This window comes from Xanthocytophaga flava (genome assembly GCF_030068545.1).
In the GTDB taxonomy this organism is placed as follows: domain Bacteria; phylum Bacteroidota; class Bacteroidia; order Cytophagales; family 172606-1; genus Xanthocytophaga; species Xanthocytophaga flava.
On record NZ_JASJOR010000002.1, the window covers coordinates 105,753 to 121,565 of the forward strand.

At 38.0% G+C, this 15,813-nt stretch carries 19 protein-coding genes; 6 read left to right on the plus strand and 13 right to left on the minus strand.

Features of this window, described 5'->3' with window-relative positions; genetic code table 11:
• Nucleotides 1–35 precede the first annotated feature (35 nt).
• Complete coding sequence (locus QNI15_RS03195) at nt 36–707, plus strand: DUF4241 domain-containing protein (RefSeq protein WP_314030471.1); 672 nt, start codon at nt 36–38, stop codon at nt 705–707.
• A 127-nt stretch (nt 708–834) separates the two neighbouring features.
• Here the strand turns inward: QNI15_RS03195 and QNI15_RS03200 are convergent, their stop codons facing one another.
• Both QNI15_RS03200 and QNI15_RS03205 read right to left on the minus strand, forming a co-directional pair.
• On the minus strand, nt 835–1,455 hold the full coding sequence (locus QNI15_RS03200) for a DUF3471 domain-containing protein (RefSeq protein ID WP_314030473.1): 621 nt from the start codon (nt 1,453–1,455) through the stop codon (nt 835–837).
• 83 nt (nt 1,456–1,538) lie between these two features.
• Complete coding sequence (locus QNI15_RS03205; RefSeq protein WP_313982238.1) at nt 1,539–1,886, minus strand: DUF6249 domain-containing protein; 348 nt, start codon at nt 1,884–1,886, stop codon at nt 1,539–1,541.
• 131 nt (nt 1,887–2,017) lie between these two features.
• On the opposite strand from QNI15_RS03205, the gene QNI15_RS03210 reads away from it, so the two are divergent.
• Nucleotides 2,018–2,605, plus strand: coding sequence for an RNA polymerase sigma factor (locus QNI15_RS03210; RefSeq protein ID WP_314030912.1), 588 nt, complete (start codon nt 2,018–2,020; stop codon nt 2,603–2,605).
• The gene (locus QNI15_RS03215; protein ID WP_314030475.1) at nt 2,602–2,940 is read left to right on the plus strand and encodes a hypothetical protein; all 339 of its coding nucleotides are present in this window, start codon (nt 2,602–2,604) and stop codon (nt 2,938–2,940) included. The genes QNI15_RS03210 and QNI15_RS03215 overlap by 4 nt, the downstream gene beginning before the upstream one ends.
• 45 nt (nt 2,941–2,985) lie before the next feature.
• Here QNI15_RS03215 and QNI15_RS03220 read toward each other — a convergent pair whose 3' ends face one another.
• On the minus strand, nt 2,986–4,068 hold the full coding sequence (locus QNI15_RS03220; protein WP_314030477.1) for a leucine-rich repeat domain-containing protein: 1,083 nt from the start codon (nt 4,066–4,068) through the stop codon (nt 2,986–2,988).
• 413 nt (nt 4,069–4,481) lie between these two features.
• Between QNI15_RS03220 and QNI15_RS03225 the strand changes: the two genes are divergently transcribed.
• Nucleotides 4,482–5,048 carry a cupin domain-containing protein gene (locus tag QNI15_RS03225; RefSeq protein WP_314030479.1) on the plus strand — a complete coding sequence of 189 codons (567 nt, stop codon included), beginning with the start codon at nt 4,482–4,484 and terminating at the stop codon, nt 5,046–5,048.
• 157 nt (nt 5,049–5,205) lie between these two features.
• On the opposite strand, the gene QNI15_RS03230 is transcribed toward QNI15_RS03225, so the two are convergent.
• The 3 genes from QNI15_RS03230 to QNI15_RS03240 all read right to left on the minus strand — a co-directional run bounded on the left by QNI15_RS03230 (nt 5,206) and on the right by QNI15_RS03240 (nt 7,698).
• Nucleotides 5,206–6,438 carry a hypothetical protein gene (locus tag QNI15_RS03230; protein ID WP_314030481.1) on the minus strand — a complete coding sequence of 411 codons (1,233 nt, stop codon included), beginning with the start codon at nt 6,436–6,438 and terminating at the stop codon, nt 5,206–5,208.
• Nucleotides 6,439–6,516: 78 nt separating this feature from the next.
• Nucleotides 6,517–7,299, minus strand: coding sequence for a hypothetical protein (locus tag QNI15_RS03235; RefSeq protein ID WP_314030483.1), 783 nt, complete (start codon nt 7,297–7,299; stop codon nt 6,517–6,519).
• Between the two features lie 24 nt (nt 7,300–7,323).
• Nucleotides 7,324–7,698 (minus strand): hypothetical protein, encoded by a 375-nt coding sequence (locus QNI15_RS03240; protein ID WP_314030485.1) that lies wholly within the window; start codon nt 7,696–7,698, stop codon nt 7,324–7,326.
• A gap of 68 nt (nt 7,699–7,766) precedes the next feature.
• Between QNI15_RS03240 and QNI15_RS03245 the strand changes: the two genes are divergently transcribed.
• Together QNI15_RS03245 and QNI15_RS03250 are read left to right on the plus strand one after the other, a co-directional pair.
• On the plus strand, nt 7,767–9,287 hold the full coding sequence (locus tag QNI15_RS03245; protein WP_314030487.1) for an RteC domain-containing protein: 1,521 nt from the start codon (nt 7,767–7,769) through the stop codon (nt 9,285–9,287).
• Between the two features lie 374 nt (nt 9,288–9,661).
• Nucleotides 9,662–9,979, plus strand: coding sequence for an HNH endonuclease (locus tag QNI15_RS03250; protein WP_314030488.1), 318 nt, complete (start codon nt 9,662–9,664; stop codon nt 9,977–9,979).
• Nucleotides 9,980–10,111: 132 nt separating this feature from the next.
• Here the strand turns inward: QNI15_RS03250 and QNI15_RS03255 are convergent, their stop codons facing one another.
• From QNI15_RS03255 to QNI15_RS03285, 7 genes are all read right to left on the minus strand, one after another.
• Entirely contained in the window at nt 10,112–10,528 is a 417-nt protein-coding gene (locus tag QNI15_RS03255; RefSeq protein WP_313982227.1) for a hypothetical protein, read from the minus strand.
• A gap of 77 nt (nt 10,529–10,605) precedes the next feature.
• Entirely contained in the window at nt 10,606–11,049 is a 444-nt protein-coding gene (locus tag QNI15_RS03260) for a hypothetical protein (protein ID WP_314030489.1), read from the minus strand.
• Nucleotides 11,046–11,636, minus strand: coding sequence for an RNA polymerase sigma factor (locus QNI15_RS03265; protein ID WP_314030490.1), 591 nt, complete (start codon nt 11,634–11,636; stop codon nt 11,046–11,048). The genes QNI15_RS03260 and QNI15_RS03265 overlap by 4 nt, the downstream gene beginning before the upstream one ends.
• A 358-nt stretch (nt 11,637–11,994) precedes the next feature.
• A complete protein-coding gene (locus tag QNI15_RS03270; protein WP_314000767.1) occupies nt 11,995–12,291 on the minus strand; it encodes a hypothetical protein in 297 nt (98 codons plus the stop codon).
• 301 nt (nt 12,292–12,592) lie between these two features.
• The gene (locus QNI15_RS03275; protein ID WP_313982222.1) at nt 12,593–13,210 is read right to left on the minus strand and encodes a hypothetical protein; all 618 of its coding nucleotides are present in this window, start codon (nt 13,208–13,210) and stop codon (nt 12,593–12,595) included.
• Nucleotides 13,211–13,546: 336 nt separating this feature from the next.
• Nucleotides 13,547–14,680 carry a phytase gene (locus QNI15_RS03280; protein WP_314030492.1) on the minus strand — a complete coding sequence of 378 codons (1,134 nt, stop codon included), beginning with the start codon at nt 14,678–14,680 and terminating at the stop codon, nt 13,547–13,549.
• 60 nt (nt 14,681–14,740) lie between these two features.
• Complete coding sequence (locus QNI15_RS03285) at nt 14,741–15,787, minus strand: hypothetical protein (RefSeq protein ID WP_314030494.1); 1,047 nt, start codon at nt 15,785–15,787, stop codon at nt 14,741–14,743.
• Nucleotides 15,788–15,813: the final 26 nt, after the last annotated feature.

Consider the following 15,813-nt stretch of genomic DNA (forward strand, 5'->3'; position numbering starts at 1 on the left):
TACACTATAACAAGTTCAGAATTAAAAACTTTATAATGAACCACAACGACATAGAAATCTATTTTGATTTGTCTGCGTCCAATAACCTGACAAAGCTGATCGAAGTACCGATTGGAGAACTAAACCTGCCTACAGGAAGAATCATAGCAGGAGATCCTTTTTTTCTTGCGGAAGGTAAACCTTTTGTTAAAGCCGTTACCCCTGGCAAATACCCGGTTGTGTTATATATTCGGGAAGTAGAACCTGAGCATTATCGTATTGCATTTGCCAAGATTAAGTTTAACACGGAAACAGCTACTCAATGGCTACTGGCAGTCTCTGAAGATATGGATATCGATGAACTCCAGAAGCTGGAGGAAGATGATTTTTTCGGGTTCGCAGTGGATGCCGGACTAGCTTGCTTTTTGGATGAACAAACCAATGTGTTGTATCAGCAGAAAATAAATGAGCTTCATACAAACACAGAGAAGAGTTACTATGACGATATCCTGGCAGATGAGTTTGAATCGTACTCTTCTCAAAACCAGTATTCTTCCCTGGATGGGGACTGGAATAATCACTTTCCAGATCCACAATCTGATTTAAATGTGATGATGTTTGCCTCTGGCTGGGGAGATGGTTTATACCCTGCTTACTGGGGACTGAACCACCACAAAGAGATTGTTGAACTTACCATTGATTTTATGGTGGAGAGTATAGCACAATAGACTACTACATATCCAGTAGAAACTTGTCACATAAAATCTGATTGGGTTTACTCAAACCCAAAAGTGACTACTTCGGGTAGAGGTACTATTGTCTTCACCTCTACCCTATTTATAGTAGCCCTTTTAGTTAATTGATCTTCTGCGCCTTTTTCTCACCATTCTGAAATAGAATCATTCCTGTAATTACACCTTGTTCATTTAGCATAAATTTCAGCGTGGCATCCAGATTTTTGGCGAAAAATTTGTCTGGTGCATACGGAAGAATTTCCTGTTTCATCTGACCCCGTCCGGTTGCTTTTCCATATAATGTATTTCCTTCCAGAGTAATAGTAATAACAAATTCAGGTACAAACTGATAGGCACCTGTGTATCTTTTCAATGCCTCAACTGAAAGTGGAATGGCACTATACTTTTGAACATTTTTCTCAGTACGTTTCCAGAAGACAGGGGTACCTATACTCTGTAGAATGAATGAGCAGGAATCTGTAGTGATATCTTTAGTAAACTCCAGCGTAGCCAGTTGATTGGACAAATAAAATCTATCTTTGGCATAAGGTACTAACTCGACTTTCTCTCCTCCTTTGGAATACAATACCAGTCGGTCATCTTTATAGGCAATAATTCGTTCTCCCTCTGTCTCCGATTTATAAACGCCTCCATATGATGCCAGATCGATAGATGAAAGGGATATTTTCTCCCATATCAAATTCTTTGGAATAGCTATCTTTTCCGGATTAAGAAAAAACATTCGGAACTGAAACGAACAGGATACAAAGATAGAAGGCTATTAATTTGAGTGTAGTCATAGTTGTAAGTAGTAAAGAGTAAAAATCAGTTTTTTTTCTGTATAGACTTTAGTACAAAGTAGGAGACTATCAGGCTGATACCTAAGGAAAAGAAAATGACAAAAGGGAAGATAAAACCTCTCATCGCCTCAATTTCCAGTGACCATAAATATGCTCCAAGTGCGATACCTAATGAAATGCCTGTACTTACAATACCAAGCATGAGTATAAAAGGAAAAAAATTGGGAGTATCTTTAAAGTAGTCCGGAGGTAAACCCTTTTCCAGAACACTCATCCGTTCTTTGTTACGGGCAGTAATGTAATAGTAAGCGATACCAAAAATTGTCAGAATAAGTGGTAGAGCAATTAATACAATGGCTGATGTTACTTGCATATAAGTAGATATGTTTTGTTATTTTTCACATAAGACTATACGTATCACCAAATGGTCACATTAGTAGGATGTATTTTATTAAAAAAAGAAAATGTGTGACCAATCGGCTAGATCAATAGTCTAATACCTTGATGACACAATCAGGCGATACCATACAGGAACAGCAGATACTGGAAAAAGCAATCCGTGGGGACAGGCAGGCACTGACCTATCTGGTAAAAAGGTATACTAATATGGCCTATACCATTGCGTTGAAGATTGTTCACAACAAAGAAGATGCAGAAGAAGTGATGCAGGATGCCTTTATGAAAGCGTTTGCCTCCCTTAACAAGTTTAATAAAACAGCTAAGTTTTCTACCTGGCTCTACCGCATTGTGTATAATACTGCATTAACCAAACGAAAGTGTCAGCCTATAAATCATATTGGGATTGAGTCAACGCTATTGCAGGAGTCATTGAAAACAGAAGCACATGTTGAATGGAATGACCTTCAGAACCAGGACCGAAAAAAATATGTTCAACAGGCACTAAGTCACCTGATGCCTGATGACTATCTGGTTGTGACATTATATTACATGGGCGACAAAAGTATTGCCGAAATCAGTGAGATCATGGACAAGAAAACGTCGGCAATCAAGATGCAGTTGCTAAGAGCCAGGAAGCAACTGGAACAGGAATTGAAAAGAGTGTTAGATGAGGAAATAAAAGATCTGTTATGAAAGAAACCAGACTTAGAGAAGACCCACTGCGGACAATTCTGAAACAAGAGGGTATGGAGGTTCCATCTGATTCTTTTTCAGATCAGCTTACCTCTCTGATTGTTGATACCTATCAACAGGAGCAAATTTCAATAGTCAGTACGAAAAAACCAGCAATGGCACATTGGCCAGGAAAAATTATTGCAGCAATGTTAGCTGGAATTGTTCTATGGTCTTTCTCTATGTTAGATACGGTCCAGATAAAGGCTGTTGTGATAAGCTCTCTGCTGGCATTAATACTCGGTATAGGCATTTTGATCCAAATGACCAAAAAGATGCTCCTGTCAAAGATATAGATAGGATTAATTGTATAATATGTGCTGGTATCATATCTTATCGGCTCAGGAACCTTCAAATTGAATGATACATTTCGGTAACCATTTGGTTACATCAGCCCTTGCCTGTACTGTCAGTGGATTCCCTACCAGATTTAAATATTTCAGTTTAGTCAGCTTACTTATTTCTGGTGGCAAAGACTCCAGTTGGTTCTCATCCAGAATCAGTATTTCCAATTGAGTGAGTAAGCCAATGTCCGCAGGAATAACACGCAAGTGATTTTTAGACAGATACAAATCTCTTAACTGAGTAAGCTGTGTCAGTACAACCGGAAACTGTTCAAATTTATTTTCTACCAGAAATACTCTTTCAATTCGCACTAGCTTGCCAATCTCGGAGGGCAATGTATCTAATAAATTGACAGAAAAGAATAATGTCTCAAGCCGGGTAAGATTTCCGATCTCAGCGGGAAGGGAAGTCAATCGGTTTTGATTCATATCAAGTACGGAGAGATGTACCAGGCTACCAATCTCTGCTGGTAATCTCTCAATCTGATTACTCACCAACCGCAGTTCGGTCAGTTGAGTGAGTTGTCCAATCTGTGTGGGAAGCTGAGTAAGAAAATTAGATTCCAGATTGAGGTATTGTAACGCTGTAAGCGATAGTATTTCTTTTGGAAAATCCTGAAAACCATGTAACAATAGAGTCAATGATTGCAACTGATGTAACTTTCCAATATTAGTAGGAAGTGAGTTGAGTTTTTGGGTGCCAGCAATATATAATTCAGTCAGTTGTGTTAACTTTCCTATTTCTGCAGGAATATTGTCAATCATCTCTCCCAAGATCCTCAATGTCTTTACATTGAGCAGATAGCCTATTTGTACAGGTATAGGTACAGCATTCACTTCCGGGTCCCAATCAGAAACAACCAGCTTTTCACAGGAAAATATAGTCACAATTTTCTGTGCTGTCTCGATAGTGGTTGTATCCTGCTTATTATACATCCATGAGTATAGTATCTCAATGTCTTCCAGAAAAGGCTGAATATCTACATTCAGTTCCTCAGCGAGAGTAAGTCCCAATAAGGCATTTACCCGTTCACCAGACCGTAACAAACGGAATAGATTTTCTCTTTCTAGTAATGACATGAAGCTAATTAAATGACAGGAATACAGAAAAGCGAGTAACCACACGTCTTAACAATTTGCTACTCTTTTTGAGTCATATTACGCTATTCCTGCTCTATAGTCAAATTAATGGAATTCAGTATTGGGGCTAAGATACATACTATTCTACACAGCCTCACTGCTTCAACTACTTAAATCTTACCTAACCATTTAACACAAACAATTCACAATCAAAGCATTATACATTACCCAAAAGGGTAAGGCAACCACGTAGTTTTTGTAGTAAAATGTAATTAAATGAGAAAAAGGGTTATATGAAAATAGTTCTTATCCAGGTATCTTTCTCTAGTATATACCTGATCTGTTACATTTCCCCAATACCATTTCTACGATATAAAAATACCAGAGTCTTCAAACCTTAAAACAACCCATTTATGAAACGCTACACCTTTCTTACTGTTATTCTCTCCCTTATTGGTTATCCTCTTTTAGCATTGAGTAAGATCAAAAATAGTGTTGACAGAATAAACAAAGGATTTAAGATTAGTGCAGGTGAAGGAAGAAAATATGGCCATCTAACCTTAAAAGGTGTCAATCAGAACGTTCTTGATGTAAAAATATCAGGTAGTGATACTAATGGAGATTTAGCCATCTTTGAACAAACGTCTTTAAGTAAAGGAAGAGGAACTCCTCTGCATGTTCATCCTTCACAGGATGAGATATTTTATGTGATAGAAGGATCTTATCTTTTTAAAGTTGGTGAAGACAAATACCATCTTACAGCGGGAGACAGTATTTTCCTGCCTCGTCAGGTTCCCCATGCATGGACTCAGGCAGCAGATAAAGGGAAGATGCTGGTAATCTTGCAGCCGGCAGGAAAACTGGAAAACTTTTTTGTGAATGTTGCGGGACTGGATCATGAGCCCTCAGCAGCTGAGATAGCATCTGAATTTTCAAAAAATGAAATGCAAGTAGTGGGTCCTCCGTTGAAGCTTGAATAGTTTTTTAAACGGTATCTGAAAAAATGAAAAAGGAGCATTACTAAAGCGGACAAAAAAAGAAGTGAAGCGATACCTTGTAATACTGTTCAGAGCCAGTTCTGACTTTATAGCTTTCCTATTGATTAAAACATTTAGTAAATGAGGATAATTTATCTTTTTATTCTGATATACTGGTGATTCGTATTATATGGTGATACGGATCACTATCTTTTTTAAATCGATCAATCTGATCCTCTGTTATCAATAACAGTTGTTTCTCTGACTCGACTAAAAATGGGACACCATCTCGTATATAATCGTATTCAAATTTTTTCTGGTACACTAAATCACCATTTTTATTTAACTCAAACAGAGATCCACTTCCTTCACTAGTGGCAAGTGGATGTACTACTCCTGTGAACAAATAATTACCGTTTGAGGATTCTACAATATCACCCGTTCCCAGATATGCATGTCGAAAAAATACTTTTTGCCATTTTATATTCCCAGTTTGGTCAAGAACAACTACCTTAAAAGAATATATATCTTGTCCGTAAGGTGAAACAATCTGTCTGCCATAACAAACCAAATCACCTTTACAAGTCAGCAAAGTTGGTCCTGGATAAAGATCAGTATACGTTTTTGTCCAGAGAGTATCTCCTTGCTGGTTCAGTTTTAACAGCCAAAGTAAATTGTAAGGGTATTTAGATGTAGGATGATATTTCCAGGTTGTTAGAAAGTAGGTTCCATCTGCTGAAGGGATAAGAGAAACAGGATTACTACGTTTTTCTGCCGGAATAAATTTCTCCGTAAGCATCTTGCCATCCAGAGTAAAACGCATAATGGTGAGACCATTCATTGTGTATTTCCTATTCCATTGATTACCTATCACAAGCAATTCTTTATTAGGAGTCAATGTTAGAACTGTGGAAATATCCGCACGTTTGGGTTTATCAATTCTTCGTGACCATATAAGCTTCCAATGTTTGTCATATCTATTTAGAAAATCTCTTGTGTATTTTCCGCCATTTAGCAAAGCCGTAGTAATCACATAGTAGCTATCTTCACTTTCAACATAGTTTCCCAAATGGTATTCAAAAGAAACAGGTATACTGCTGATTGTATCTCCCTGTGGGTTGACTTTCAAAAAGTAATACCTGACATTTCTTTCAGCTTCTTCCTTTGTATTGACTTTCTGAGGATCTACTTTTATATAAAAGAGGAAGTTGTTGTCATTTGTCTTTTTATAACCTATTATGTCATTATCATAGCCAAAAGAAACGGTTCTCTCACGTATTTTTTGATACTTCTGCTTCCCTTTCTGGCTATCCTTGCTTTGTGTTTCTTTTTCCTGTTTGGCGCACGCACTAACTAATAAGAATATAATTACACTGACCAATAGACTTTTCATAGGTAGCTGAACAAATAACACACTAATTATGAGGCAACGTTACTGAATCTAATGAAATTAAGCATTTGTATGTACCTGTCAGAATTTGAATTCTTTGGTAATTTCACTAATGTTCTCTGAACCCAAAAAGCAGCCTTGACAAGTATACACTCTGCCTTTTTTATGAGTCACAAATTGTATTTGTTGTAATTCCTTTTGGGTTAGTGAGATACCCTGCTTTTTGAGTTGATAGAGTCCATCTATGGCATATACCTGTTTTTCAGTATTTGGTGAATGCAGCCATTGTAACAAACTATCTTTGTCCTTATTCTGTACAAATACCTCTATCTTTTTTCGTCCTTCAGGAGGTATTCCGGACCTGTAACAATGCTTCCCATAAGTGAGGTCATGTGTAAAAAGATCATTTTCATCAAGAGCCGTCTGAAATAATGCCTTAAACTCGTTTTTAAAATGCTGGTATAAGCTATCATCCTTAAATGAATCGATGGTTTCAAAATACGGAACCCAATTATTCTCTACTTTGCGGTTCTTCTCGACACTCAGATTATAAAAACATATTGTTTCCTTAGCAAGAATAAAGGCAACGCGGAAGGTATAGATAGTTTGTGTATTCAGATCATTTTTATTGGACACCCACTCCTCCATATGATATACACCTTCTTGATAACCAGGTGTTACATCCCGTATATACTCCCAGCCAGCCTTTCGGTTTTTAGTATTGTGGTTTATTCTGTCAGTGTATTGTCGCAGTATGGTAAGATTCTTCTTCTTAAGAACTGCCATTAGTTCATGCTGCACCTGACCAAACAAGTGATGGGTTAGGAGAAGACTAAAAATGACAAAAAATATATGTCTTATCATAGTAATATAGCCAGTTAATACTTTTCAGGAAGTGCCGTCTCTCTTTAAATCATTCTTTTCTATCAAACCCATTCCTAAATAGACTATTCCCGAAACCAAAGCACCAATACATAGGATATATGTTCCAGTTCCAATCAGAATGTAACTCAGCACAGTCAAAATGAATCCACCAATCAACAAAACACTACCAATCATAATATTTTGTTCTGCTTTCTGACGTCTTTGTTTTCGCTTCTCTTTTTGCAGAAACAGGTAATCATGATAAAATCTGTCGGCCAGCCTATCCAGTTCTGTTTCTATCGCATTTTCCTCTCTCAACATAGTAATGACATCAGCTTTTGTCTTACCTGACGTATATAGTTCGAGGGCTCTGCGCTGGCAATAATTTTCTCTGTACATGGAATGTTGTTTTAATGCAGCTAAATTTGCGTCTAGATACTAAATTGGTACAAGATAAAAAAGATTTTATGCACCGCTATTTGTACAAAACCGGAAATACAGAATTTGATCTATGGGACATCGGAGATGAGTCTGAGCAGATTTATGACCTTAAATTTTTAACCAAACTATCTGGTTATATACCTGCTCATACAAGCGAAGACTTTCTGGAATACCAGTTACAAAATAGTTCTAATCCTGTTAAATTTTTGTATCGTCTTATTAGCAATGTTCTAACTGGTGATGAATTTAGTGAGACAACTATAGATGATGGAACAAAGTATATAAAGCAAGAAAATCGTCAGTATGCATTGGAGTGGGCAGAAAATAAAGTCAACACCACAAACATAAAGTTTCATTATGCGTTTGGCTACAAAGAATACAGTATCATTGATAATGGAGCAGAAGACCAATTTGTCTATGATGTGGAGTTTTTAAAAAAGCTCTCTTCCTATCGTCCTCCATCCAAGTGTATAGATTTTCTGGAATACCAGTTGGGATTTTCAGATAATCCCTATGCATTTCTTAAACGTCTTATAGAGTATGTGCTCACAGATCCTTTGTTTGTAAAGATTGCTTGTGGGGATACCTATATTTCCCGAGAACATAAACAAAGAGCTAAAGTATGGGCAGTAGATCGATTGGAGTCAACACCTCTACAGTCTTCTGTTATCAATGGATATAGTGTAGGGGATATGGAATATGATATTGAGGAAATAAGTGGAAAATACACAAGTTATGATGAGTCTTTTTTAGTAAAGCTAGGGTCCCATCACCCTCCTCATGCAGCTGAACCATTTCTTACCTACCAGCTTTCACAAACAGCAAACCATTTTAACTTTCTACGAAATCTTACAGACTATGTATTGACCTCTGGTGACTTTGCTTCTCTTTCAGAATATGCCCATCTCACTCATGATCATACAGTATTTGCATTGGAATGGGCGAAAAGCAAAAAAGCGTGTTGTGAACCAATGCAATCTGCTTTTGAGAAAGCACTAGCCAATAATATGCATGAATCAAAAGCGAGGAAGATCCTGGAATATGCTCACGAAAAAGGAAATATCTTTGCGATAGAGGTAAAATCAAAAGGCTTGTTCGTAGCTCTTACTAACCTTACGGCTCAATCCGAAATGTTTCAGGATGCTCTAAGTAAATCTTTTTTTCTGGAATCTCTGAAAGGTCTCATTCCAGAGTATTTGAATTCGAGAGTAGAACAAAATGCAATACAACAGATATTAATAAAAGCCATAACAACTATTGACTCTACTGGTGAACTATTACAGAATGATACTCCAACTATACAATGGACTGGTAGCCAAGCTGAATTTATAGAATTGGTCTATGCACTTATTGAAAGTGGAAAAATCAGCTATAAAACAAAGGAAGAAGCATTACATACGTTTCAGCAGTTTTTTAGACTATCGGTTCTTAACCGCAGTCAAGCCTTGCAGGCTATCAAAACCGGATATTCCAGTGATAACCCAACTTCTTTTTTAGATAAACTTCAAACCACACTCAAAAACTATCTGACTAGAGAAGAAATATGATTTGGGTTCTGATCTGAAAGATATATGTGCATTGAAGAAGTAACCAGAAGTATGCTCACAAACAGGTGTGAACAGAATACCAGTCATTTTGGAAAGTGATTCGAACTATGGTCACTTCTCTTACTGAACATTTTCCCAATTTATTCAGCCTTCGATTGTCATTTTGACCAGATTTCCGGTCAGCCCTTAGAGTTGACTGGAAGTCTGGTCAGAACAGAAAGTGAATGTGAATACAGACCAACAAATAGAAAATCAGCGCTTACTTTATTTATCAGAACTATACTATTATTAAATCGATAAGGAGATATTGTACTAACTTTGACTTTTAGCATTCTACTGCAGATATCAAGAAAGAATAGTAGCCAACCAGAAACATGAGCAAAAAAGAAATCAGACAACAGTTCCGTAATTCAGTTTTTAAGCGGGATAACTTTACCTGTCAGGTTTGTCAAACTCAACAACCAGAGGAGTTGCTGGATGCACACCATATTACAGACAGAAACGAAATGCCTAATGGTGGCTATGTTGCAGAAAACGGAATAACCGTTTGTAAAGGTTCTTGCCATATGAAAGTTGAACAGTTTCATATCTCTGAGGGCAAAGAATGGGAACCTGACTTACATCCAAATGACTTGTACCGGCTGATTGGTTCAAGTAAAGAGCTGGCGGTCCAGAAAAGCGAAACCTTGTAAGAGTGTTTCCTGATTAACATACTATTCCATTTACTATCCATATTAGTTTCTCAACCATTTGATAAATGCAAGTCCAAGACTCGTAACTCCCCTTTTTAAGGAGGGGAGTTACGAGTCTTTGTTTTACATATCTCACCGTTCAGTCTGTCGGAGGAAAAAGAAATAACCTAGAAAGCTCACGGCCAGACAAAAAGACATGATAGCCATGGAATGAATGCCCAATGGTAAGGTATAATGGATAAGAGTAAGACCACTGCCCAGTCCAGCTAGAATGGCGAACCATTTGATGTTTATGTTTCGACCTTCCTGAGGGTTGGTTTCTAAGATGGATGCAGCCATAGTGTGATCGATACCTTTCTCAACAATCTTGTTTTTCAGACGAAAATCGAGTATTCTTTTCAGGATTGTCAGCAGAAAGAGCATGCCCATACCTATCAGGAAAATGACAGAGCAAATATTGAAAACTTCCTGATTAATGTATGAGCCATTTTCGGCATTTGCAGCTAAAGGAACAGCCATGATCATGGATAACACTAGTATCTTTTTCATTGAAGTGAAGTATTATTTTATAGTTGAGTTGTTTTATAGAAAATTAGACAGGTCACTGGATAGGATGTTGCAAAAACTTAATAGTAATTCAGCTTTTTGGTTTGCTTTACAAATCGCATATATTTATCTATACACAGGAATCCGAAAATAGCTAGCGATGCAATCAGAATCAGATATATTGTCAAAGAAGCAATACCTGAAAACAGACTTGCTAGTTGTCCCCTGAAAAAATACAACAGACATCCCATTCCAAGAATGGCAAGTCCCAGAATGAAAGAAACCAAAACGTTACCCAATGACTTCTTGGGTTGTGGTAGCTTTTCAAGCACACTTTCGGTCAAATCAAAATCGAAGGTAGCTGGAGGTTGTGCTTTGATAGCCATAAAAAGCAATTGATAATTTTCAACCTTCTGTCTGCAGTGTGGACATGCATGCACATGTACTTTTACAGCCTCACCACAAGCTGTGCTATCTAACGCATATTGTTGTATTTCCTCTTCTGAAAGATGTTCTGTCATCATATTTCCTCATTAGTATATTTTATCAGCAAATGTTCTTTTAAAAGCTTTCTTGCTCTGAATAAATAATTTTTTACTGTACCAATTGGCAACTTTGTAATCTGAGCAATCTCTTCATAGCTCAGTTCTTCGTAATGATATAGGGTAATCAATGTATTATAAACAGGTGGAAGCCTCTCCAAAGCTGCCAAGACAATAGTAGTACGTTCGGATTGGAACAGCTTACTTTCTACTTCACTTTCAGCAGTATCTACCAATGTGCCAGCTATTCTTTCCAATTGCGATCCGTCCGATTCTTCTTGGGTAAAGGTGCTGTCAAATAAGGTTATTTTCTTTTTCTCAAGGTAATTTAAGCAGGCATTATAAGCTATTTGTGCAATCCAGGTACTGAGCTTTGATTGAAACTTAAATCGGGAAAGATTTTTGTAGGCATTCAGATATACATCCTGTGCAATATCCTTTCTGGCTTCAGCGTTGCGAATCATCTTAAATACAATCTGAGCGACTAGTCTTTCAGTAGTCTTCACAATGACAGCAAAGGTCTGGGTATCACCCTGCAGTACTCTAGTAACCAAAAGCTTATCTTCCAAAGTAGTTCAACGTGTAGTGTTCTATGCAATGTGACAGGGCAGGCAGAAAGATGTTGCAAGAAAAGTGGCAAATGGGAATATTTTTTTGCATTAGCTAAAAATAGATTTTCGGCAGCCTGTCCTTCAGAAAGGAAATAGAGGAGAAAAAGAAATTCCTGTAAGTTGTACTATCTGTTTACTCCTACTATACTGATCCTCACTATCAGGAGCAATATACATCCAAAATTAAAAGTAGTGACACTCTGTGACTACAGTAACATAGGGATAGTCAACAAACATCCAAAAAATAGTGAAAGAGCCTGCTTTTTGGCTAAAGCAGGCTCTTAAATTGTCAAATTGTATTATTTTGTTTTTCTATCTAGAAGACAAAGGCTTCCGGATACACATGTATCTCATCTTTGGCAGAGTATTTACTGCGCACAGATACCTCATCAGTTGGTGTAATGGTAATATAGCTGTCGTTAGAAATCCAGCATCCATCTCTTGGAGTTTCAGTAGGAGGAGTATGATCTGCATCATATTGTTGTTCACAGAACAGGATAGCTGCTTCCCAGCTTTCTACAAAGATACTTTTGCATCCCACCTCAATTTCAAATTTGATTTTCGCAACTTCTTCAGCGTCATGTTGCATGAGTCCGCTTTGACTTTTGTACATAGTGTTTTTACGTTTTTTATCCATCTGACGAAATAGCATCAGATGGGTATTTCAAAGGTTAGATTTTAGAAGATAGATAGTAATGTAATCCTACAGCTTTCATCCTTGTAGGATCAAAACCTCATAGCGAGGCGTACACATTCTATTAATCCTCCCAAAGTTGATCTGGTAAATGAAGAATTTTACTTTTCTGTGAAAGTCCTCACTATCAACCTGTCAGAGAAGTGTTACAAGTATCTTTATCGTTGGAATGTTCTCAGACATTATTCCCTTGTTTTCTTACCCTTTCACAGAAGTTCACTCAATGCGCTTTATAGATGGTTTCATGCACCCACTGCACTTCCTGTTCGGGAGTTATATTATCAGATAGTTTGCTTAAACGACTAAATGTAGCCTGGGGAGGATCATAAGGTTGACTGGTAGCTGTATACGGACCAACTACTCCCAGCATCCATCCATTTTTTGCAGCCCAGTGGGGTTGATTGATTCTGAAACGAAATACTTCATAATACATTTCTGATTGAGCATCATACAAACTCAATATAACCCGCTTTATATGTTCTAGTTCACTTGGACAAGCATCCAACTCTGTTGGAAACTCCAGCCAACTTGCCAGATTACTTGCAGCTCCTTTTTCAATTGTATAAAACTCTTTGGGAAACAACTGGGTCTTGTTATACTTCTTCAGTAACAAAAATGTCATTTCACGGGTTAGCAGATTGCTGGCATATCTATGCATTTCCTCAGGAGAGGGAGTTTGTTTATTTTCCAGCTGGTGATGGAGAGATTCTATTCTTTCATAACGGGCATTGGCTATTTTTTTGCCTGCGTTTCGAAATGCATAGTTTTTATAAAGAAAAAAACCTGCAACAGCAATAATGAATGCAATAATGGCAATAACCAGAGTACTTAAAAACATTGCAAATTCAGATTAGAGATAAGGATTATCCGGCAAAGATAGAGCAGATAATGCAAATAAAAAGCAAAGATACCGTTGCTTGTATTGTACAAAAGCCGATCCTTTACAGAATCGGCTTTTGTACTTGAAGCTATTTACTCAGAAATTAGACATTACTCTATTTGTCATACGTATCCCGCTCACGCCCACACTGATGCGTGGCAGGAAGATCCTTTCAGGAGGACAATAGAGGGCTTTATAAGTATGAGTGTTCCGTTCTGGAGGATAAGAAGGGAGTAATTCGTTCACATAGAAGGAAGAACATTCCATTCAGGAGTATAGAGGAATATTCTTCCTCTATGGCTTTTTAACAGATTCAGCTTTTTTTAAATCCTTACCTGCGATAGCATCCCAGGAATATAACCCAAAGGTTCGGTTATCAGACATGGCGACAAACAAGCCATGTGGAAAGTCCGGACCTAGTGGCAATGCAGTTATGTCCGAGCCATCACTCTCATGAGAAGCTACTTTTACTACTTTCAGCAACTGGTGCTGATGTGGATTCTCGCTGGAGCCTTCACGAGTAAAGATATGAAACTTGTCAGCCTGCTGGTCTGATACCAGTATATAGCCTGTTTTATCATCTACCGCATAAATAGAAATACCTTCATGATCACCACTAAAACCCGTTGTAGCAAACAAAGCCAGTTCGTCGTTTCCTTTATCCGGGTCTGCATAATACTTGCGTACACCCACAGTTTCATCTGAATAGTATACATATCCCAACGCATCATCTACAGCAATAGACTCAATTTCTTTAGCTCCACTGTAGGTACCAAACTTACGCACCAGAGTAGCTTTTAGCTGACCTTTTCCATTATCTTCCAGCAGATACTGCCACAGGTATTCTTTAGATGGGCCTGTTTTCCGGCCAACAATAGCATATATTTTTCCATTGGCTGGATTCTTATATAAGGAAATTCCCATCAGATCCCGAAATTCGTTATCAGCTGGTTCTCCTTCAAAAACAGGTAAGCCACCTCCATCTACAGGCTGCATGGATGGTAAGCTATACACACGTAGTTTGTGGGTAAGGCGTTCGGTCACCACTGCAATGTCTGTGAGCTTCCCCCCTATCATCACACCATATTCTATATCCACATTATTAGGGCGTTTCAATCCTTTTACTACCTTATCAGCGATGATTTTTCCTTTCAGGTTATAGACATATAACGCTCCGTTTTCATTCTTGTCAGTCCCCAATACCAGACTCTCACTGGCATTAGCTGGATTGATCCAGATGGCAGGATCGTCTGTATCATATAGAGTAGTGTCAGTAGTATAAACAGGCTGAATCACTGTTGCTGTATCATACACTGGACTAAAGGTATGTGTAGTATCTGCAGATGGTTGGGTAGATGTTGTGGTTTGGTTTGAGTTGGACCCGCAAGCCATACACAACAGCACTACAGGCAAGAAAATATATTTCATGGATTGTTATCTAGTATCAAAAACAAATGACTTAACTAATTTCGATCAAAAATACCGGGGTTACTTCTTCAGATGAAGTGTAGTTTCAGGAATATCATCCAGATATTCCCCTTTTAACGTCAATGTTAACTTTTCCGTATTTACCGGATCAATGGCATATTCACCTTCCAGTGTAAACTCCACAACCTTTCCATCTTCCTGCTCAATTTCTTCTGAAAATTCCAACGAACCGTTTAATGTCGCAAATAGATCTTCTATATATCCACCATACTCCCCTTCCAGTTCGATTTCTTTGTTAACCAGTTCAGATGCATCACACTCATCGGGTTCGGTTTCGTTAAGGGTTACTTTCAGTTGAAAACCTTCGTATCCGAATTCGATTTCAATCTTGTCTACATCTGTGCTTTCCAGATTAGCGATGGACTCATCAAATGATCCAAACAGGTTTTTGAAGGCGGCAAATTCAGTGGCATCACTGGCATCAACTTCCCATTCACCAAAAACAGCTTCATCATCCAATACCAGGTAGGCAAACTCATTGGCTGTATTCACAACCACATTTTCAGTAGAAGCACTTATTCCGGTCAATGCGAAAGTAAAGCCACGTTTTTCTGTGTTGAGAGTCTTGTCATCAAAAAAATTTTCATCCGTTTCCAGTTCGATTTCAATACTTTCTACACCGGCTGGAAACACAACGGAACCTTTACCAGTAGCCAGGTCCAGTGAAAAATTCAAATCTACAGACTCATCTTCAGAAGTTGTACAGTCATCAATCTCATAGAATGCAGTTCCCCCTTTCACATAGTCAGACAGATTGCTGAACCCTTCCAGATCTTTGATTTCAAACGACACAGTAACTGCCTCTTTTAGAGGGTTCACTACCCCTTCCAGCTCTTCACCGGATGGGTCATATTGCTTAAGCAGTTCAATAGCAATGCTTACTTTATCTTCGTCTTCTATATCCCCATCGCCCTCATCACTGACTACAATTTGTTTCGGGAATTTTTCCAGTGAAATCGGTTCTACTACATCGTCGTGGCGTTTATCACAGGCAGCCAACAGCCCACAGGTTAGCAATGCCAACCCTACTCGGGTATATTTATTCATAAAGTTGTCAGTTTATAGTTGTGACA